Origin of the sequence: Actinophytocola sp., from assembly GCF_036378875.1 — a bacterium.
Lineage (GTDB): Bacteria > Actinomycetota > Actinomycetes > Mycobacteriales > Pseudonocardiaceae > Actinophytocola.
Genome location: NZ_DASUVO010000169.1, coordinates 36,121 through 56,592, shown reverse-complemented (window position 1 = coordinate 56,592; position 20,472 = coordinate 36,121). Strand labels below are relative to the sequence as shown.

12 protein-coding genes are annotated in these 20,472 nt (G+C 68.1%); 8 read left to right on the top strand and 4 right to left on the bottom strand.

Features of this window, described 5'->3' with window-relative positions:
• Positions 1-533 precede the first annotated feature (533 nt).
• Both VF106_RS47555 and VF106_RS47550 read left to right on the top strand, forming a co-directional pair.
• The gene (locus tag VF106_RS47555) at positions 534-1,739 is read left to right on the top strand and encodes a LuxR C-terminal-related transcriptional regulator (protein ID WP_330846722.1); all 1,206 of its coding nucleotides are present in this window, start codon (positions 534-536) and stop codon (positions 1,737-1,739) included.
• 17 nt (positions 1,740-1,756) lie between these two features.
• Positions 1,757-3,448, top strand: coding sequence for a copper resistance CopC/CopD family protein (locus VF106_RS47550; RefSeq protein WP_330846721.1), 1,692 nt, complete (start codon positions 1,757-1,759; stop codon positions 3,446-3,448).
• Positions 3,449-3,800: 352 nt separating this feature from the next.
• Here VF106_RS47550 and VF106_RS47545 read toward each other — a convergent pair whose 3' ends face one another.
• Both VF106_RS47545 and VF106_RS47540 read right to left on the bottom strand, forming a co-directional pair.
• On the bottom strand, positions 3,801-5,000 hold the full coding sequence (locus tag VF106_RS47545) for an acyl-CoA dehydrogenase family protein (RefSeq protein ID WP_330846720.1): 1,200 nt from the start codon (positions 4,998-5,000) through the stop codon (positions 3,801-3,803).
• Complete coding sequence (locus VF106_RS47540) at positions 4,997-6,463, bottom strand: type I 3-dehydroquinate dehydratase (RefSeq protein ID WP_330846719.1); 1,467 nt, start codon at positions 6,461-6,463, stop codon at positions 4,997-4,999. The genes VF106_RS47545 and VF106_RS47540 overlap by 4 nt, the downstream gene beginning before the upstream one ends.
• 83 nt (positions 6,464-6,546) lie before the next feature.
• Between VF106_RS47540 and VF106_RS47535 the strand changes: the two genes are divergently transcribed.
• The 3 genes from VF106_RS47535 (at position 6,547) to VF106_RS47525 (ending at position 9,521) form a co-directional block, all read left to right on the top strand.
• Entirely contained in the window at positions 6,547-7,260 is a 714-nt protein-coding gene (locus VF106_RS47535) for a nitroreductase (RefSeq protein ID WP_330846718.1), read from the top strand.
• A gap of 364 nt (positions 7,261-7,624) precedes the next feature.
• Entirely contained in the window at positions 7,625-8,728 is a 1,104-nt protein-coding gene (locus VF106_RS47530) for an LLM class flavin-dependent oxidoreductase (protein ID WP_330846717.1), read from the top strand.
• Between the two features lie 40 nt (positions 8,729-8,768).
• Positions 8,769-9,521 carry a hypothetical protein gene (locus VF106_RS47525; protein ID WP_330846716.1) on the top strand — a complete coding sequence of 251 codons (753 nt, stop codon included), beginning with the start codon at positions 8,769-8,771 and terminating at the stop codon, positions 9,519-9,521.
• 95 nt (positions 9,522-9,616) lie between these two features.
• Here the strand turns inward: VF106_RS47525 and VF106_RS47520 are convergent, their stop codons facing one another.
• The gene (locus tag VF106_RS47520; RefSeq protein WP_330846715.1) at positions 9,617-10,810 is read right to left on the bottom strand and encodes an MFS transporter; all 1,194 of its coding nucleotides are present in this window, start codon (positions 10,808-10,810) and stop codon (positions 9,617-9,619) included.
• Positions 10,811-11,165: 355 nt separating this feature from the next.
• Between VF106_RS47520 and VF106_RS47515 the strand changes: the two genes are divergently transcribed.
• The 3 genes from VF106_RS47515 to VF106_RS47505 all read left to right on the top strand — a co-directional run bounded on the left by VF106_RS47515 (position 11,166) and on the right by VF106_RS47505 (position 17,774).
• Entirely contained in the window at positions 11,166-11,687 is a 522-nt protein-coding gene (locus tag VF106_RS47515; RefSeq protein WP_330846714.1) for a DUF4352 domain-containing protein, read from the top strand.
• A 227-nt stretch (positions 11,688-11,914) separates the two neighbouring features.
• Positions 11,915-17,017, top strand: coding sequence for a hypothetical protein (locus VF106_RS47510; protein ID WP_330846713.1), 5,103 nt, complete (start codon positions 11,915-11,917; stop codon positions 17,015-17,017).
• 19 nt (positions 17,018-17,036) lie between these two features.
• Positions 17,037-17,774 (top strand): YcnI family copper-binding membrane protein, encoded by a 738-nt coding sequence (locus VF106_RS47505; RefSeq protein WP_330846712.1) that lies wholly within the window; start codon positions 17,037-17,039, stop codon positions 17,772-17,774.
• 511 nt (positions 17,775-18,285) lie between these two features.
• Here the strand turns inward: VF106_RS47505 and VF106_RS47500 are convergent.
• The gene (locus tag VF106_RS47500; RefSeq protein WP_330846711.1) at positions 18,286-20,451 is read right to left on the bottom strand and encodes a hypothetical protein; all 2,166 of its coding nucleotides are present in this window, start codon (positions 20,449-20,451) and stop codon (positions 18,286-18,288) included.
• Between the last annotated feature and the right edge of the window lie 21 nt (positions 20,452-20,472).

Genomic DNA, 20,472 nt, shown 5'->3' with positions numbered 1-20,472 from the left:
TGTGGGACTTGGCGACAGACGATTCGGGCTGGGTCACGCCTCGACGGCGGCGTCATGCCAGGGAGTACGCGCACGCTGACCGTGGAAGCACTGGGCGCCCACGACACCGTGACGGGTCGCAGTGGGCCTGTCACTATGACATTCCCCGAATGGTAATCATGAATCCACTGTAGACACCGCATGCGGTTTTGCAGGGAACCGCGTGCGTCCGGAGTCAGGTCTCGGCGTCATCGGCCATGGCGCCGAGGCCTGGCTGACTCTTTCCATAACACTCCGGCCCCTATGTAACGGTTGACCCCTAAGGGAAAATGGCGATTGTCCTTCGCCTTTGATCTGTCCCCGGCGTACACGTGTGTGCGAACATAACCTGGGGACGGAGTCGCACAGGTTAGTGGGAACCGGAGTGGTGCCCGCGGGGGGCGCGGCTCGGTGCCATGCGTACCGGTTCAAATCCATGAACCGAGGTATTGGACATGGCTGACGCCCCTTCTGTAAGCGTAGTCCTACAACACGAGAACCGGTTGGTTCGCGAGATGCTCGCCAAACATCTCGTGCGCGAGCCGGGGATCATGATCGCCGGCACGGCACCGTCCGGACCGGAACTGATCCAGCTCTGCAGAATTCGAAGACCGACGGTCGTCGTGTTCGAGGCCGACGCGCCACGATGGAGCAACGAACGGTTGGTCAAGCTCCTGCTGCAGACGGGCCGCCGGATGCGCATGGTGGGTGTGCACGACGCGCTCCCGGGCCCCTACGTCATCCGCGCCTACGAGGTCGGCGTCAGCGCCATGGTCTCGTACACGAGTGGACTGGACGCTCTGCTCGACGCGGTGAAAACCCCGGCGCTGCCCGTCGAGGTGGCCCGCCAGGCCGGACCTGACAGGCAAACACTCACCGAACGTGAACTCCAGGTGCTCTACCTGATCAGCTCCGGCTTCCCACCCAAACAGGTCGCGGCCGAACTCGGCATCAGCCTGCACACGGTGGAACACCACAAGAAGCGGATCTTCAGCAAGCTCGACGTGCACACCCAGGCCCACGCCGCGGCAAGCGCCGTCCGCCTCGGCCTGCGGGCTCCCGCGGTGCCGTTGCAACGTTCCATGCCACCCAACGCCAAGCGGCGGCGAAGCCTCAGCGTCGTGCTCGTCGCCCCAGCAGGCCGCCTCGCCGACCACGTTCGCCAACTCCTTGGCGAACACCACGTCCCGGTGGTGAACGACAACGCGGAGCCACAGGCGGAAACGGACGGCGACGCGCCGATCACCGTCCTGGTGGACCCACGACAGTCCGAGTGGCCCGCGGCGGACGGCCAACACCGCGCCCGCCACGTCGTGGTCGACAGCCGTGAGCTCAAGCATTCCCAGGTCACCAAGGCGTTGGCGTCCGGCATCGCGACCGTGCCCGCCGCCCAGGTCGACGACCTGCTGGTGCCCGCCGTCCGTGCGGCCGGTCAGGGTTACGTGCTCGCGAACTCGACCTACATCCGGGCCCTGTTCGGGCCGACACGTCCCGACGCCGCCGAGGGCTGGCGGCGGTGGGAACTCACGCTCACGCCCCGGGAGAAGGAGATCCTGGGCTCCATCAGCCGGGGGCACGCGACCAAGCAGACCGCGCGGATGCTCGGCATCTCCATCCGCACGGTCGAGAACCTGCAGAGCAACCTGTTCAAGAAGCTGCGAGTGCACAGCAGGGCGGCGGCGCTGGTCGCCGCACACGACCTGGGCCTGCTCGACGAATGATCACCAGAGGATGCCACATGCGAAGCCGCCTCATGCGAGCCCTCGCCGTCACCGCGATGACCGTGGGCCTGCTACTCCTACCCAACACCGAAGCCTGGGCACACGCCGAACTGATCGAGTCCACGCCTGCCAACGGCACGCACCTCGACACGGCGCCCGAGGAGGTGGTGCTCCGGTTCACCGAGTCGGTCAACCCGGTGCGTGACGGGTTCAGCCTGCTCGACGGAAACGGGGACACGATCGCGAAACCGTCGGCCAGCGGCGTGCCCGGTGACGGGACGCGGGTCAGCATGCCGCTGCCGGACTCGCTCGGCGACGGGGTGTACGTCGTCAACTGGCGGGTCGTGTCCGCGGACTCCCACCCGATCCACGGCGCGTTCGTGTTCAGCGTCGGCGACGCGCGAGCGGCCCCACTGGCCGACGCGGGCGCGCAGACCGGCTCGGACGGCCCGGTCGAGGTCGCGTTCTGGCTGTTTCGGCTGTTGTCCTTCGCGAGCCTGGCCCTCGTGGTCGGGGGCGCGTTCTTCGTCGTCGTGTGCTGGCGGCCAGGGCTGGCTGACCGCCGGGTACGCAGGTTGATCACGTGGGCGTGGGCCGCGTCGGTCTTCTCGGCGGTCGCGGTGTTCCTGCTGCAGGGCCCGAACGTGGCCGGCACGTCACTCATCGACGTCGTGGACCCGGCCCTGCTGGCTGACACGGCCCAGACGACCTTCGGCATCCTGCTGCTGGTGCGGATCGCGTTGCTCTGCCTGGCCGCGTTTCTGTTGACACGGTTGAAAGCCATGTCGCGCAAGCAGATCGTGCTCATGGCCGTGCTCGGGTACGCGCTCACGTTGACCTGGAGCGGAACGGGACACGCGGCCGCCGGCCTGCTGTCGAGCGTCGCGCTGCTCGTCGACGCCGCACACCTGACGGCGATGTCGGTCTGGCTCGGCGGACTGGCCGTGCTCGCGTCGTGCGCTCTCGGCAAGGGCGGACGCGAGGACGAGGCCACGGTCGCCGTGACGCGGTTCTCCCGCACGGCCGCGACGGCGGTGGTGGTGCTCGGCGTGACGGGCCTGCTCCAGGCCTGGCGCGAACTCGCCGAGTTCGGCCCTGGCACGCAGTACTTCACGCTGCTGATCTTCAAGATCGCCGTGTTCGGCCTGCTGCTGTGGCTGGCCTCGCTGTCGCGCACGTTCGTCCGCAGGCGGCTGTCGGTGCCGGTGGCACCCCGCAAGGCAGCCGCCCGGCAGGCACGGCAGGACTCGCTCGCCGGTCTCCGTCGATCCGTGGCGTGGGAAGCCGGGATCGCCGTCGTCGTGCTCGGGCTCACCGCGGCGCTGGTGTCGATCCCACCGGGCGGCCACGATCACGGCCCGACCGCCGCGGCCGCCCCGACGGGCCCGTACCTCGAGGCGCTCGCACTTCCCGACTCCGGCGACGTCCAGGTGTGGGTCGACCCGGCACGCACCGGCAACAACCAGATCGTGCTGAACGTCCGGGACGAGCGCGGGATCAACCGGAACGTGCCCGAGGTGCGGGCGCAGCTGCAACTGCCGGAGTCCGGCATCGACCCGCTGCCGGTGTCACTTTCCAGAACGGGGCCGGGCCAGTTCGTCGCAAAGGACGTCATCGTCCCGACGGCGGGCACCTGGACCCTCGACCTCCACGTGCGTACCACGGAGTTCGACGAGGTCACAGTGGACACACAGATCAGCATGCGTTGACGCGAGGCTGGATGGGCCGCGCGCACACGCCCGGCCCATCCAGGCTCTCGCGGGGCAACTCCCCACAGTGGACGGTCAGCTGCGAGTGGGGAGAGCACCCGGTCACCACAGGCGAGCGGGGCACGCTCTCCCCACTCGCCGTGCACGACGGGACGTGGACCCGATGCGCCGAGGTGAGACCCTTGGGTGAGCCACACCGGGTCCGCACGTTCGGCCCCGGTCTGGGAGAGTCTCATTCGATGCGATCAGGCCGCCCCGCCGTGTACGCGTCGGCCCATCCAAATGGTGTCGTCACGCTCCCAGACCGGAAATAGCCAGAACTCCCTAGTATGCGGTGCCCCTCAGGTAATTTTCAGGGCTTGTAGAACGACTGGTCATGTGGTTCGCCCAGCGCGTTCCGGCCGATGGTGGCGAGAATGTGATCGTCGTTGTCGTGTCGCACGTAGAACATCAGGTCCCGCTGTATCCGCTCGACCGGGCTGGGCCGGACGAGGCAGCGGGCGCCGCAGGCCCGCACGCAGTGGTCCACGGTGTCCAGAGCCAGATGCTCCACCAGGTGCCGTGCCCGGGAACCGGCCATCCGCGCTTCGTCCGTGCGCCCCGAGTCCCACAGGTCCGCGACGTGCTTCAGCCACAGCTGCCCGGTCTCCACCGCGACGGCCATCGCCCCCACCCGTTGCTGCACATAGGCGTCGGTGCCCTTGTGCTGGCGCATGACGTACTCGAGGGCGTACTGGTAGGCCGCCTCCGCCGCGCCGAGGAAGCTCGCGGCGTAGTGCGGGATGAACGCCGTCTGCCACCCCTGACGGAGGTAGTCCCCCGCCTCGCCGATGCGTTGCGAGTCCGGGATGAAGGTGTTGTCGAAGCGGACCAGGTGACTGACCGTGGCGCGCATGCCGATCGGGTCCCACCACGAGCTGTCGACGGACACCGACGGGTCGGCGAGCTCGCAGGCGAGCATCAGCACGCCGGCGCCGCCGTCGGAGGTGCTGTTCCGTGCGCCGCCGGGGCCGGCCATGTCGACCAGCAGGATCGCCCAGTCGGCACCGGTGGCACTGGTCGCGAACACCTTGGTGCCGTCGACGACCCAGCCGTCGCCCTCACGCCGCACGGTCGTGCCGAAGCGCCTGACCTCGCCGGGTTTGGGTGAACGTGGCTCGCCGCTCCACGCCACCCATTTCTCGCCGCGGTGCACCACACCGTCGAACCACCGCGACTTCTGTGCCTCGGAGCCGAGCGCGTCGATGAGCACCAACGAGTTCGTGTGCCCCTCCCAGCAGCGCGCGAGGGAGAGGTCCGCCGACGCGAGCCGCTTGGTCATCAGCCACAGCGCGAGCGTGTCGCCTCCCACCGGCCCGAGACCCAGTCCACCGTGGGAGCGCGGCACGGTCGGTGCGTGCAGGCCGGCGGCGAACAGGTCGTCGAAGTCCTCCGCCGGGAACGTGGCGGTCCGGTCGTAGCCGTCGGCGCGCCTGGCGAACGTGTCGGCCAGGTCCGACAACTCTTCGAACATGGCTGACTGGGCCGCCTCTCGATCGATGTGAGCGGTCATCTGACGAACTCCCTTTGCGGTGGTACGGCGGGGATGGCGGCATGATCGAGCGACTCGATCGGGCCGGGGATGGACCTGCCGGTCAGCAGGCGGAACTGTTGGTCGACCTCGACCTCGAGCACTCGCCAGCCGTCGACGACGACCAGGCCGCGGGCACGCGCGGCGGCCGCGAGCCCGGTCTCGTCGGGTCCATAGGTGAGGTCGACGACCACGGTGCCGTCGGCGAGCCGGTCGACCGCGAACGGCGGCTCGTCACGCATGGGCGTGGCGTGCACGATGAGCGAGTACTTCTCCGGCGCGAACTTGGCCAGGGGCAGGTAGGGGACGCCGAGCAACTCCGCGGCGTAGCTACCGCGTGCCGGCCCGCGGTTGATGATGGTGGGGACGAGACCGGCCCGCAACAGGCCGTCGGCGGCTCCGCGCCCAGCACCGCCGCAACCGACCACGGCGGCCTTGCGGCCGGCCAACTCCACGCCGGCGGCACGCAGCGCGCCGACGATCCCGACCGGGTCGGTCGTGTACGCCCGCCAGCCCCTCTCCTCGCGCACCAGCAGGTTGGCCGCACCCGTGCGCCGTGCCTCCACGCTCGCGGCGTCGGCCAGCGCCAGCGCGTCCTCCTTGAACGGCGCGACGACGGTCGCCCCGCCGAACGTGAGCCCGAGTTGTTCGAACCCCGTGCACATTGCCTGCCACGAGTTGGGGAACTCCGTGGCGGGCAAGGGCAGGTACAGCGCGGGGAGGCCGAGTGCACGGTACGAGGCGTTGTGCAGGCGAGGTGAGCGGGATGCCCGCATCGGCCGGCTCACGATGCCGAACACGTGCTCGACGGGCGGCAGCTCCGGGAACGGATAGTCGGCCAGCAGGTGCTCCACGGGTGGCACGCCCCAGGCGAGGTCGCGACCGAGTCCGCCGAACACGACGGGCGCACCGAACCACGGCGCCAGCACCCGGCTGGTCACCCCGAGGTTCCCGGTGGCGAAGGCTGTGACGTCGGACCGGCCAAGTTTCGCGAGGAACCGCGTCGGGGCCATGGCCTGCTCGATCGTCTCCGCCTCGGGTGCCAGCAGGTACAGGCGCGCTGGCGTGTTCGCCATGCGGTCGAAGGTCGCGCGCAGTCCCGCGGGGTCACGTGCCTTGCCGTACCACGAGATCCGCCGGCGATGCGGCGGGATGACCGCCAGCACGTCCGGCGTGAGGTCCCGGTCGGCCTCCAGTTCGACGACGTCATACGACCGAGCCGCGGCGAGGAGGCAACGCCGCCGCTCGGCCGCGCTTCCGACGAACGCGCCCCCGGACTCCGCGCTGCGCAGGCTGTAGATCAGCTCGCCCTCGAAGAGACCACGCAACAGGTCGACCCCGGAATCCCCGGTGAGGTCGACGCGAACCTCCAGGCCGTCGACGAAGCCACGCAGTGCGCGTAAATCTCTGCGCCCTTTCCACACGGCCGTGGTCAGTGTCGCCACGACCGCACAGCTCCGCTGCGCCGTACCGGTCGACCGCTGCTGAGGACTGGACAAATTTCTCATCATTGCGACAATCCTTTGTCATGGACACCACTCCGTGGACAACTTTTCAGTCTGTCCTCAATGGACGACACTGTAAGCGCGCTTTTCTCGAAAAGCCGGTGGCCCGGGATCTCCTCGAGAACGTCCTGCGCGCGTCGGCGCACGCCCCGTCGACCCGCAACGGGCAGCCGTGGCAGGTGGCGGTCGTGACGGGGCGCCACAAGGACGCACTCGCCCGCCGGCTGTGCGCGGAGTTCGACAACGGCGTCGCACCCCGACCGGACTACGAGTACCGATCGGCCCGTACGGACGAGACGATCGACGCCAGGGCGCGGGAGGCCATCGTCGGTGTGCTGCTCGCCAAAGGACACGGTGGGAACGACCGCGCTTCGCGCCGCGCACACCAGCGCGACAACCTCGGGTTCTACGGCGCTCCCGTCGAGATGATCTTCCATCTGCCCGTCGACGCCATGCCGGGTCAGTTCCTCGAGATGGGCTTCTTCCTGCAGAACGTCATGCTGTCCCTGGTCGCCTGCGGCCTCGGCAGCTGCCCGCAGTTCAGCGTGGCGGGTTACCCGGACGCCATCCGCGCGGAGCTGGCTCTCGGCGCGGATCGCCTTGTCGTGTGCGGGCTCGCCGTCGGGTATCCGGACATTTCGGTGCCGGTCAACGACTTCTGGCCGGAACGAGCCGGGCTGGCGGAATACGCGCAGTGGCACGACGAAGCGCCACCCGACGGGACTGTCGGGAGCTGACGGTCGATCTGGCACTGGAACGTTTAACTCGCGGTCCACAATCCTGTGGTGACGTGCGCGCGTCAATGATCTCTCCTACAACGTAAGGGAGTCAGGTATTGGCAACGCGCGGCACGTGCTCACCCAATCACGCACACGCGAAAGATGTGAAGTTGTCAGCGACGACTAGCGAGCCTGGGGATTACACCCAGTTTCTCTCCGTGTTCAAGCCGTCACGAGGCGACGCTACCCCAGCTTTCGCGGGCACGCACAACAACGGCGAGCAACCCCTAGGGGATCGGCCGGTCTTAGGCAGAATCCGCCATGGCCAGCCCGATCGAGCGAAACTAGCCTTCTTACCAGAAACACTCGTCGGGGGTGAGGAATGCCAACGGCCGGCCGAAAGTTGCGCTTCCACTGGAGTCTGCCGGCCACCAGCGTCAACGACCAGCGCAGAGGCTCCCGGGTGCGGTCGGAGATCGACCAGTTCGCGAACCTTGGCCAACAGCGCGACTTCTGTGTCCGGGCCGAGGAGCTGGGCCTGGACTCGGTGCTGTTGCCGATCGGTTTCCAGCGCGCGGACCCGATCGTCCTGGCCACCGTGTTCGGGCTGGCCACCGAGCGAGTCAACCTCATGCCCGCGTCGCGCCCGACGGTCATCTCGCCAACGCACTTCGTCCAACAGATCAACGCGTTGTCCGCGTTCACCAATGGCCGGGTCGCGGTCAACGTGGTGTCCGGCCAGGGCTCGGACGAACTGCGTTTCTACGGCGACTTCTCCACCCACGACGAACGCTACCGGCACACCGACGAGTTCTGGACGATCTGCCACGCGCTGTGGCGAAGCGAGTTCCCGGTCAACTTCAACGGAAGGTTCGTCAGCGTCGAGGGCGCCCGGGTCAACCAGCCGTTCGTCTCGCCGGACCGGCACCGGCCCCAGGTGTACATCTCAGGCAGCTCCGACCAGGCACGGCAACTCGCGATCACCCACGCGGACTGCCTGTTGCGGGTCGTCGAAGCGCCGGAGACACTGCGGCCGAAGATCGAACCCGTGCTGGCGGCCGGCACCGAGGTCGGGCTGATCACCAACCTGATCCTCGGCCCCACCCGCGACGACGCGCTGCGGGCCGGTAGAGCGGTGATCGAGAACGCCGGCGACCGCGGCAAGGCCGCGATCGCGGAATGGCGGGGGAAGACCACGGAGTCGGTGGGTTTCACCGAGACCTTCCGGTTGGCCGAGAACAAGTCGAGCTGGCTCACGCCCTACCTGTGGACCGGGTTGGTGCCCTACATGGGCCCGATGTCGATCTCGTTGGTCGGCGGTCCCGTCGAGATCGTCGAGGCGATCTTCTGCTACCGGGAGCTCGGCGTCACGCAGTTCATGTTCCAGGCGCGACCGGACCTGCCGGCCCTCGAATTCTTCGGCACCGAAATTCTGCCGAAGATCAGGCTGCGAGAAGCACGCGAACAGACGACACTTGTCCGATGAGAACGCGCTTCACGTGGCCCGAAACCGCCGGGAGGATCTGATGGGACAGGCGATCGCACAGACGATGCGAGCCGACGCGAAGGCAATGGTGGACGCGAAAGCCGACATCACCCCGCTGCTCGGCACGTGGATCAACGCCAAGCGGGACACCGACCACATCGCCAAAGTAGAGGTGACCGAACGGAACGGCGCGATTTTCGCGCGGCTGTACGGCTCAGCGGACGAACTCGTCGACTGGGGCGAGGTCGAGGCGAACCCGTACGTCTTCACCGGCACGAACATGGTGGCCGGCTTCCACGCCCGGTACGAGCTCGGCACGACCTCGGTCGAGATCGCCGCCAACGTGAAGCTGGGCATCCTGGTGATCCAGACCTACACGTCGTTCCAGGACGAGCGACTGAGCCAGTTCTCGCGCGAGTTCTTCCACCTCTCCTCGGCTGAACCGGCCGATGGCGAGGTCCGGCGAGGCCTCGCGTTCCTGACCGGTGAATGGGTCAACACCAACCAGAACACCAAGTGGATCAAGGGGTTCACGCTCACCGACCACGGGGACAGGTTCTCCCTGCGCATCACGGGCGCGGGTGAACCGGCCGACTGGGGCGAGAGCTGGATCAACACCTACCTGGACGACGCGGGCGAGCCGGCCTTCCACGCCGAGTACGACCTCGGCACGGTCGAGGCGGCCCTGGCCGGGAACACCGGCAAGAGCATCATCATCATCGCCGCGTACGTCCGGCGCAAGGACGACGAGTCGGCCAACTCGTTCTGCCGCGAGTTCTTCGTGCCACGGTAGAAAACGCCCTGCCCGTACAGAGCAGCTCGACTCGGGCGGGGATACGCTTCGCGGGGCCGGACGTTTCGCGCCCGTCCGGCCCCGCGAAGCCACCGTCAGCAGAGCCGCCAGGCCCGGCGGAACGTCGGCACCAGCACGCACACGACGACCAACGCCGCGGTACCGGACAGCACGTACACCACCTCCGGCCGCAACAGCCCGACCACGAGCCCACCGAAACCGTACGCGATCAGGCCGGCGGCCCGGTGGATCCCGGTGTAGCCGGCCGTCACGCGACCGATCGACGGTTCGGGTGTGCGCAGCAGCAACAAGGTGCCCATCGAGACGGACACCAGGCTCATGCACACCCCAGCCACCACGTAGAGCATGAACGTGGCCGACAGGGACCATCCGAGTCCAATGAGGACGATCGCGACCGACATCACCGCGGCGGCGATCGGTGCGCCGAGCACGATTCGGCGCACCGTGTTGAACCTGCTCGCCACCACGGCGCCGATCAGCAGCCCCACCGTGTGTGTCGCCTGGAGCATGCCGAACGCCAGTGCGCTCGCTCCGAACGTGTCCCGGACCAGGTACACCTGCGCCACGTAGATCAGGTGGACCACCAGCGCCAACAGGACCGCGAGCGACACCATCGCGGCGAGGATCCGGTCGGTGAACAGCATCGCCATGCCCGCACGGCCGTTCGGTTTCGGGACATCCGGCGACGGTCGGCGACGCGTGCCGATCAACACGCTCGAACCCGCGATCGCCACGAAGATCAGCGCGTCCAGCAACAGTGGAACCCGTGCGCCGCCGGTGATGCCGGTGAGCAGGCCGCCGATCGGAGGGCCGACCATCGTGGCGATGGTGACCGCACCCTGCTGCACGCTGTTGGCGGGCGCCAACTGCCCGTTGGACACCATGACGCTGGTCAACGCGAGGAACAGCGGGTTGGTCACCGCCGTGCCGCACGCGTTCATGGCGACCAGGGCGAGCATCATCCTCGGCTCTTCGACGAAGGCCAGCAGTGCACAGACCACCGCCTGCCACAGGCTGCTCAACACGATCAACCGACGACTGTCCCACCGGTCCACGACCGGACCGACGACCGGAGCGAGAAGCACGATCGGTAAAGCGCCCGCGGCTAACACCCCCGCCACCGCCCACGTTCCCGCGCCGCGATCATGGAAGTCGAGCAGCAGTGCAGTAACGGCGACCACGTTGCAGAGAACGGACGCCGCCCTGGCGCCAGCCGCGACGTAGAGGTCGCGCGGCAGCCGGTGAGCAACGACGGGCTTCATGTCCATGCCATTCCAAGTTGAGATGCCGCACGGGTACCCCGGAGGGGCTTGAACATCCATGCCGGCACCGAGTGACACGTGCCGGGCGCACGCGTCACCTGCGAAGGATTTCCAAAATCTCTTCTACTTAGGTGTGGTCCCCTAAGTAGTGCATTCCCCTAGGGGGTTCTGCCTCTCCCGATTTATCCCAGCGTGATCTATTCTCAAAGAACCCTGCTCTCGCGTTATCCCTGCCCCCTACGTTACTCCCCGTTCGGGCACTCGTCATTCTGAGTAGCCTGTTCAGGGTGATTACCCGTTGCCAAATATCGAGGTGCGCATTCAAATGCCCCGACCAAGCACGAGGGTCGTCATCGTCGTAGTGGCAGCATTCGCCGCCGGCACAATTGGCGTCACCAGGCTGACCGCCTCACCGGACGCGGCCACCGTGGCCGACCAAGCCATTGTGGACAGTCTGACCGCCCAGGTCACCGCCGCGGACTGGACCAACATGGATCACGACATGGCCAAGGACGCGCCGGGGTACAAGATGCCGCCGGCGATGATGCCCGGCATGCCGGAGGACGGTAACCAGCGCCTGGCAATAACAGTGACAGTCGTCAACACGAGTGAGGACACGCGGCCGTTCCGTCCGGACGAGGAGTTCACGCTCCGTGCCGGCGCGGAGGGCAAGGCCAGGACGCCGCGCTCGGACACGTTCGGTGACCTCCCCCGCCTCGCCCCGCGTAACGCCGTCAACGGCCTGTTGTTCTTCGACCTCCCCACCGAGGAGCTGACCGAATCCCCGGCCTGGCTCGAATGGACGCACGGCGACACAACGCACCGGCTCGCCATTCCCATGGACGGCGTGAGCGCTCCGCCGAACCATTCGCACAATCCCTGACCAAAAATCTACCGACGTGTGGGATCAAGTCTTGCCGATGGCATACCTGCGTCCATCGGCAGATTGGAGAGGTGAATTCTATGAAATTGTTCCGTCACAATACCCCTAGGGGTGTTGTGTCAACTTCGAGCGGCGCCAGACCTGGTAGCAGCCATACCCCAAACAGACGTGAGCCAAACACGCCGTTTTCCTCCCCGACGGGGCAGGAAGGCGGCGTTGTTCTCGCGGTGGTCGTCGCGTTGGCTGTCACGCTGTCGCGACACGCCGGGTCGATGCTGTCCGGCGCCCAGTCAGGCCACGTCCTGAGCTTCCTGCTGGACGCGCTGCTGACCGTGCCCGTGGCCGGCGCGGCCGTGTGGCTGGCCGGCCGCACCGCGTCGCGGCTCGGCATCACGGGCGGGCGTTCCGCGCCACTGAGCACGGCGGCGCTGCTGTCGCTGTACTTCGTGCCGCTGTTCGCGCCACTCGCCGCGATGCTGACGCCGTTGCACGAGCTGGCGGGCGTGGCCGGCACCGAGGCGCACGGCGCGCACCAGTTGGCCGGCACGGACGTGGCCAGCCTCGTCAGCCACGGCCTGCTGAACGCCGCCGCGGCGCAGCCGGTCGTGCTCGTCGCCGGCCTGGCGATGCTGGCGATGGTCGGCGCGCGCGACGACCATCTCGTCCTACCTCGGCGAGCGAACCGTGGTCCGCTCGCGGCGTTCACGACGATGGCGGCCGTGCTGGTGCTGGTCGCCGGGACGTTCCTGGTACCGGCGGGGTTCACCGCGCCGTCGGCCAGCGCACAGGAGGATGTGGAACCGGCCGCGCACGTCGGAGGGTGCGGGGGCAGCGGAGTGCCGACACGCACCTTCAACGTACTGGCCATCAACATCGACATCACGCTCAACCGGTTCGGCGACCACGACCCGTTCGGTTTCATGTACGTACAGGCCGAGAAGCTGAACGAGGTACGGGCACAGGAAGCCGCGCTCAAGGCCAACGCGGCGGTCGGTTCCGACGGCAGCGGCGCGAAGGTGTCCAGCGGTCTGCGGCAGGACGCCATCCAGCCGCTGATCCTGCGTGCCCGGCTCGGTGAGTGCGTCCAGATCAACCTCACCAACCAGCTGACCCAGGCACCGCGCGGTGGTCCCGGTTTCACCGCGAACCCGATCGTCACCCAGCCCGGTGGGGTGCCCTCGGTGTCCGTCGACATCGCCGGCGTCTCCTACGACGCCGCGACGGGCGACGGCGGGCAGGCGGTCGGCAACAACCCGACCAACGTGATGGTGCCACCAGGGGCCAGCCACACCTACCGCTACTTCCTCGACCCGCTCATGGGCGAGGGAGTCAGGGTGTTCCGCAGCGGCGGTGACTCCACCCAGCTGACCCTGCACGGCCTGTTCGGCGCGCTCGTGGCCGAGCCGGCCGGATCGACCTGGCTGGACCCCGACACCGGCCAGGACCGCACGAACGACCGGACGTTCAACAGCTTCGCCGCCATCATCCGGCCGGGAAGCGGCACGTCGTTCCGCGAGTTCAACATCCTGTACCACGAGGTCGGCGACGAGATGTTCAACGTGCGCCGGCCACCACGGGAGAGCGGCACGCCGATCAGCTGTGTCCCCGCGACGGACGGACTCGGCGTCGGAGATCCGCACGCGATGCGGGACGAGGCCCTGATCGCCAACTGCGGGTACGGCACGCTCAGCTACCGGCCGAACTCCCGGGCGCTGAACTACCGCAGCGAGTCGCACTACCGACGGCTCGAGTTGCAGGCGCAGCGCGGTCTCCAGACGGACGAGACGGTGCACGCCGCCGAGTCGCTGGCCTACGGTTCGTACGCCAACGGCGACCCGGCGACCCCGATGCCGCGCTCGTACCTGGGTGAGCCGACCAAGATCAGGCTGGCGCACGCCGGTGGCGAGACGCTGCACGTGCACCACCTGCACGGCGGCGGCGACCGCTGGCCGACCAACCCGAACGCGGTGGCGAACAACTTCGCAAGCGGGTTGCAGAAGAACCCGCCCAACAACGCCTCGTCGACCATGTTGGACTCGCAGACCCTCGGCCCGGCCGAGAGCTACGACAACAGGATCGAGTGCGGCGCGGGCGGATGCCAGCAGGCGGCGGGTGACTTCCTGTGGCACTGCCACATCGCCCACCACTACATCGCGGGCATGTGGTCCTTCTGGCGGGTGTTCGACACCAGACAGCCGGACCTGGCGGTGATTCCCGGCAGGGCGACACCACCGACCGCGGTGACCTCGCAGGGTCTGATCGGCAGGACCATCGAGGGCAGGACCGTGATCGGGTCGGGCACACCGACCGCCAGCCAGGTGCTGGTGTCCGATCTCGTCGAACGCCAGCTGCCGCCACGCGGCCAGCGGAACCACAACAACGACGCGACCGTGTGGGACTGGGAGAAAGCAGGTACGACAGCTTCACCGCTGTACAACGGGGAACGCGAGACCACGCAGGTGTGGCCGAACTACCAATCGGCCACACCGGACCAGCGAAATCCGATCCTGTTCAATCCCAACAACGGCCGGCCGGCGTGGCCGATGCTGAGACCTCACCTCGGCATGCGACCACCGTTCTCCGGAGCCGGCCATACCGGAGCCGCCTGGCTCGGCGAGACCGGCTCGTCGACCCGACCGGACGGCATCTGCCCGCAGAACGCGCCGGTGAAGACGTACAACGTCACCGGGATCGGCGTCCCGGTCCAGCAGACACTGCGGGAACGAGATGACGGCGGCACGGTCTTCGTACTCAACGAGGACAAGGACCAGGTCATCGCGGATGCCAGGAACGGGGTGAAAGCCCCCGATCCACTGGCGATCCGGTCGAACGTCGGCGACTGCGTGGCGCTCACGCTGACCAACGAGATGACACTGGAGCAGCAGCCGAAGGTCAACATGCACACGCACTTCGTGCAGTTCGACCCGCAGAGCTCCGACGGTGTGATCACCGGCTTCTCCTACGAGCAGTCGGTGTACCCGAACTCGGTCGAGGCCCGCACGATGACCGCGGCGAGCGCGGCCAACGCCACCCAGGTCACCGTGTCGAACGTGACTGACCTGGAAGTCGGCATCTTCATCGCCGTGGGCAGCGGGAAGGCCAACATCGAGATCCGGAAGATCACCGCGATCAACGGCACCACGCTGACCTTCGACCGGGCACTCACCTCGGCACACGCCGTCGGCGACCCGGTGTCGGTCGAGTTCGTGCAGTACCGTTGGTACTCCGATGTGGACAGTGGCACCGTGTTCTGGCACGACCACGTGAACGGGATCGTGTCCTGGGCACATGGTCTGTTCGGCGCCCACATCATCGAACCACGCGGCTCGACGTACCACGACCCGAGGACCGGCGCACAGGTCCGCAGCGGCACGATCGTCGACATCCGCACCAGCAACCTCGTCGGAGGAGGTGTGCGCAGTTCGTTCCGGGAGTACATGATCTTCCTCGGCAACGGTCGCCGCGGTAGACCTGAACTGAGAGCCGACCCAGCCGTCGTCGGACGGATCGATCGCAACGCTGGACAGGAGTGCGAGGAGGGCTCCATCAACCTGAGAGCGGCGCCCATCGGGGAACGAACACCACCAGGAGCCCTACAAAAACAGGAGTTCAACGGCGAACAGGTCTGTCGCAACGCGACCAGCCGGGTCAATGATCCGACCGCGGCCAACACAGTGGTCGCGACGGTGACAACCGTCGATCCGTACGTGTTCTCCTCCGTCAAGTACGGCGACCCGACCACACCGCTGTTCCGCGCCTATGCCGGGGATCCGGTCGTGATTCGCACGATCGGGTTGAGTGAACGGGTCGAAGCACTGAGGTTCCAGGGTCACCGGTTCTCCCGGGAGCGGTTCAACGCCGACGGCGAACTGGTCGACGCCGCGACCACCGGTATCTCGGAACGGTTCGACTACGTGCTCGACGGAGGCGCGGGTGGTCCACAACGGATGGCGGGTGACTATCTGTACTACAGCACCCGTAACTTCGCCTTCGAGTCGGGCGCGTGGGGCATCTTCCGCGTGCACGACAGGCGAAGAACGGACCTGCAACCGCTGCCGGACCGGACCGCTCCACCGACCGGTGCCGGGTTCCCGGTACTGACGCCGGCGACGGGGAACACCCAGACGACACCTGGGCCGAACCCGCCGAGCCCGTCGGCCACCCCACCCACGTCGACGGCAAGCCCGTGCGCCAGCACGGCTCCGGTGCGCAGCTACGACGTGTCGGTCTTCAACCAGACACTGCCGACGGCCCCACAGGCCGACACCAACGGCATCATGTACTCGTTGACGTCCGACATGGCTGCCATCAAGGCCGGCACCAAACGGCCGGAACCGTTGGTACTGAGGGTGAACCAGGGTGACTGTCTCGAAGTGACGCTGCGAAACCAGATCGCCGCCGGCACGCAGTACGGCGGTACAAGAGCCGGGTTCGATCTGGGGAAGCTGTTGTACAACCCGCAGACCTCGGCGGGCAGTGCGGTCGGGCTCAACCCCGACACGACTGTCGCGGCGGGACAGACGTTCACCTACCGGTTCGCGGCGGACAAGCTGCTCGGCACGTCGATCTTCCAGAACCTGGGGAGCACGGCGTCCATGCGGCACGGCGCCTACGGTCAGGTGATCGTCGAGCCGACCGGGTCGACCTGGTTCGACAGTGCGAGCGGGGCCGCCCTCGGGGCGACCAGGACGAGCACCCAGGCGATCATCCGCGCGGCGAGCGGGAGCTTCCGTGAGTTCGCGATCAGCATGGGCTCGAACGACCAGAAGTACTCGCGCAGCATCAACGAGTACCAGGATGTGATCGCCGGTACGGGAGTCAACAGCCAGTTCCCGATCTTCAACCGGCCGGTCGCGAACGCCCCGGTGTTCAACCAGATCAACTACTCCAGCGCGCCGCTCACGACGCGGTTGGGGTTGACGTCGTCGCCGCCGAACCCGGATCCCGAATGGGAGCTCGCGTTCAGCTCGACACGGTTCGGTGATCCGGCGACACCGATCCTCCGCGCCTTCGCGGGAGATCCGGTCGTGATCCGGTTGGGTCTCGGGGCCTCCGACCAGTTCCATGTGTTCGCGGTCGGTGGGCATGTGTTCCCGCAGGAGCCGAACATGTGGAACGGCGGCAGCGACCAACGGTCGCAGCTGCTCGCGTCGCGGTCGTTCACCGCGGGTGAGACGACCGAGATCGAGCTGGTCGGCGGTGCGGGTGGCACCACCCGCGCGACCGGCGACTACCTGTACGGCGACATGCGCCAACCGTGGGCGGCGGCCGGTATGTGGGGCATCTTCCGGGTGCTCCCGGCCGGTACCGCCGGACTCGGCGCAATCTAGCGGAAGGAGAACGGAGAGCATGTCTCGGTTGCTCGCCCGGTTCGGGGTCGTCCTGACCGCCGCGGTGGCACTCGTCGTGGCAGGCGGCTCGGTCGCCGTCGCACACGTGAGCGTCCACGCTGACACGGTGGCACAGGGCGATACCGCGGAGATCGCGTTCCGGGTTCCGACGGAGAGCGACACCGCGAGCACGGTGTCTGTGAAGGTGGCGTTCCCGACGGACGCGCCGATCGCGAAGGTGGCCGTCCTCGCCCAGCCAGGGTGGGACTACGAGGTCACCAGAACGAAGCTGTCGGCGCCGATCTCGGCCGGCCACGGGACCGAGGTGTCCGAAGTGGTCAGCCAGATCGAGTGGCGCGCGGCGTCGCCGGACGCGGGCGTCAAGCCGGGCGAGTACCAGCAGTTCCGGATCGCGGCGGGCCCACTGCCCAAGACCGACCGGCTGGTCTTCAAGGTCGTGCAGACCTATGACGACGGCCAGGTGCAGCGGTGGATCGACGAGCCGGTCGAGGGCGAGCAGGAACCGGAGCACCCAGCTCCGGTACTCGCCCTCGACGCCGCCGCGACGAGCGAACACGGCCATGGCGGTGTCGCGGCGAACGTGGTCCCGGCCGCGTCGTCGTCGGCCACCCCGGCGCCCCCGGCATGGTGGGCGGCGGTGACCATCGCCCTGGTAGCGATGATCGCCGCTCTCGGCGCGGTGTTCGTGTCCCTCAGAACGACGCGCCACAGGGGAGGTGACCAACCAGCAGCATGATCTGAAGGCCTGCACGCGAGGACCCCGGGCAGGGCCGGGGTCCTCGTGGTACCCGGCCTATCGCATGGATCGCCACAGGTGAACGGTGGTCTGCCGAAAGGTTCGGCAGACCACCGTTTCAGGTTGGCGCGAGACGCGTTGGGCTCGTTCAGCCTCGAGCCATCGATGATCTTGCGGGGATGTCGCACCTTGCGAGAGAGCACGAAAACCGCCCGCGAAGCGGGCCTCGCCCGCGGGCGAGCATCTGCGCACCCCTGTAGGTCGCCCGGCTTGTCCGTGCCGGCAGCCATGTGGAACTGACCGACGTTGAACTCGCCGATCCACAGCGCTGAGAAAGCCCTTCACAGATCGGCTATGCACCGCTGGCCTGCCGGATGTCCGGCAGGCCAGCGGTTGTGATCAGCGCGAGGAGAGGGAGGGAACTAGCAATAGCACGGTGCGCTTGCGCGCTGGCCGTGTCCCGTAGAAGGAAGTTCCCTCATGGCCTCGCATGGTCAGGTTATCCGACCGCTCACTGCGGGATCAACTGGTTCAGCCGGTCCAGCGTGATCACCGTCGATCCCTCCGGCAGGTCCTCGGGCCGGTGCAGTCCGAGGAAGGTCACCGGCTCGGCCAGGCGGGTGCCCGGCTCCCAGTTGATGATCTCCTTGGCGCGCAGCAGGTCCACCAGGTAGCGCACCGTGAGGTACTCACGGTTGACGAGGCCGCGGGCGAGCAGGCCCGCGCTGACCCGGTTGGCCTCGACCCGGTCGAAGCGTGGCGAGCCGGACGGGTACAGGTGCAGCCAGGTCGCCGTCCAGGTGCCGTCCGTGTCGCGGCCGAACATGATCGGCATCGCGACGCGGCCGGTGCCGCGCATGTCCGAGCGGGTCCGCACGGTGCGGGCGTCGAACGGTGCGCCGTGTTGTGCGCGGTCGCGGGTCATCCACCCGAACATCGACTCCGCGACCTGCTCGAAGCCCTCGCCGGAGTACACGTGGACCTGCGGAACGACGTACGCGGCTTCGATCGAGTCCAGCGGGATGTCGATGAACTCGGTCGCCCCGTTCGAGGCCTCGGTGATGTCCCCCGAGTACACCGCGCCTCCCTCGTGGTAGCGGGTCCACGACACGTGCCCGGCGTAGCAGAACTCCTCGTCGAGCAGCAGCGCCGACAGGTCGAAGTCCGTCCGCCGGCTTGCCTGCCGCCAGTACGTGAAGAATCGCAGCACCTCACCGTCGACCCGGGAGCGGGAACCGCGCGGCAGCACGGCGAACCCGTCCTCGGCGGCCTTGCCCGACAGCGGCAGCGCGACGTCGAGCACGGCCGGGTCGACAACCAGTCGCTCGTGGACCGGCAGTCGGCCTGCCAGCTCGGTGTCGATGAGCACGCCGGCCCGCTCGATCACCTCGCGCGGCAGCGGAGCACGGGCGTCCGGTGTCACCCAAGCGCGGCGGCCGCGGGTGATGAACACGCGCGCGGCGTCCGGGACCGAGCGGTTCGCGAGATGCTCACGCACCGAGCACAGCACGCGACCGGACACCGACTGGAGCACTCCGGCCATCGCGTCGAGCACCGCGTCCAGCTCGGCCGGAGTGCTCGCGTTACGCAGCAACCGGTCCAGCGACCGCAGCAGCATGCCAGGCGCGGCGGCGAGGACCGTCGCGGCGCGACCGACGTCGCCAGCGGCGAACGCCACCTCCGCCCGCCCGGCCAAGGTCCGAACCGTCCGCTCACCACGCGCGACCGCGAACACGTCCTGCGCGCGCGGAAACAGCGGGTACTCGTGCGGGTGCAGCCGCTCCCCCAGCCGCTTGAACGGCCCGGCGTACCGGGTGACGTCGGCGAGCTTGCCGGCGTCCACCTGGTCCAGTGCGGCGAGCAGGACACGCCGCTCCCGCCTCGCGAAGCTCCGGAACCGGGTCGGCGCGGCCAGCGTCACGTCACCAGCGCTGGCCTGGCACGCCACGCGCAGCACGTCGACCACGGTGTCCACGGCCACCAGCGGACGCCCGGCGGCCAGCCGGACAGTGTTGATCACGGCACGGTTCTCCCGCACCGGGATCCGCTCGGGCAGGACCTCACCGCACGTCTCCGCGAGCTGGGCGAGCAGGACCAGGTCCGCCTCCCCCAGCGGCGTCGGCGATCCGGCCAGCGCCAGGTACAGCTCGCGGGCCTCGTCGTCGACCGTGCCACCGAGGTGCAGGACGGTGACCCGGTCCTTCACCGACTCGACCAGCTCGTCGTGGACGGCGAGCAGTTCGGCGTAGGTGTGCCGGTAGCGGCCGTAGGTCGGCAGCTCGAGGAGCCCGACCCAGCCGTTGTCGAGTGCGGCGAGCAGTTCGGCGTCGGTGAACACCCGGTCGCCGACGGCCCGCGACGCGACCAGGGCGTTACGCAGGGAACGCACCCAGAACTCCACGGTGTCCGGAACACCGTCCGGGAAGTTGATGAAGTAGGCGTTGTGCGTGACGTGGTCGCCGACCAGCCCGCGCACGGCGCCGATCACCTGCAGCGCCAGGTCCATCGCGGCGCCCGGCGCCAGGCCGGACACGTGCTCGAGCAGGTCACGGGCGGCCTTGAACCCGACGCCGGCCAGGACCGCGTCCATCTGCCGCGCCACGCCGGCGCCGTCCCCCTCGGGACCGGTGCCGCACGGCACGCGCAGCGTCTTCCGGATGATCGTCTGAGCCAGCATTGGAGAAGTGTCCTCCGGTCG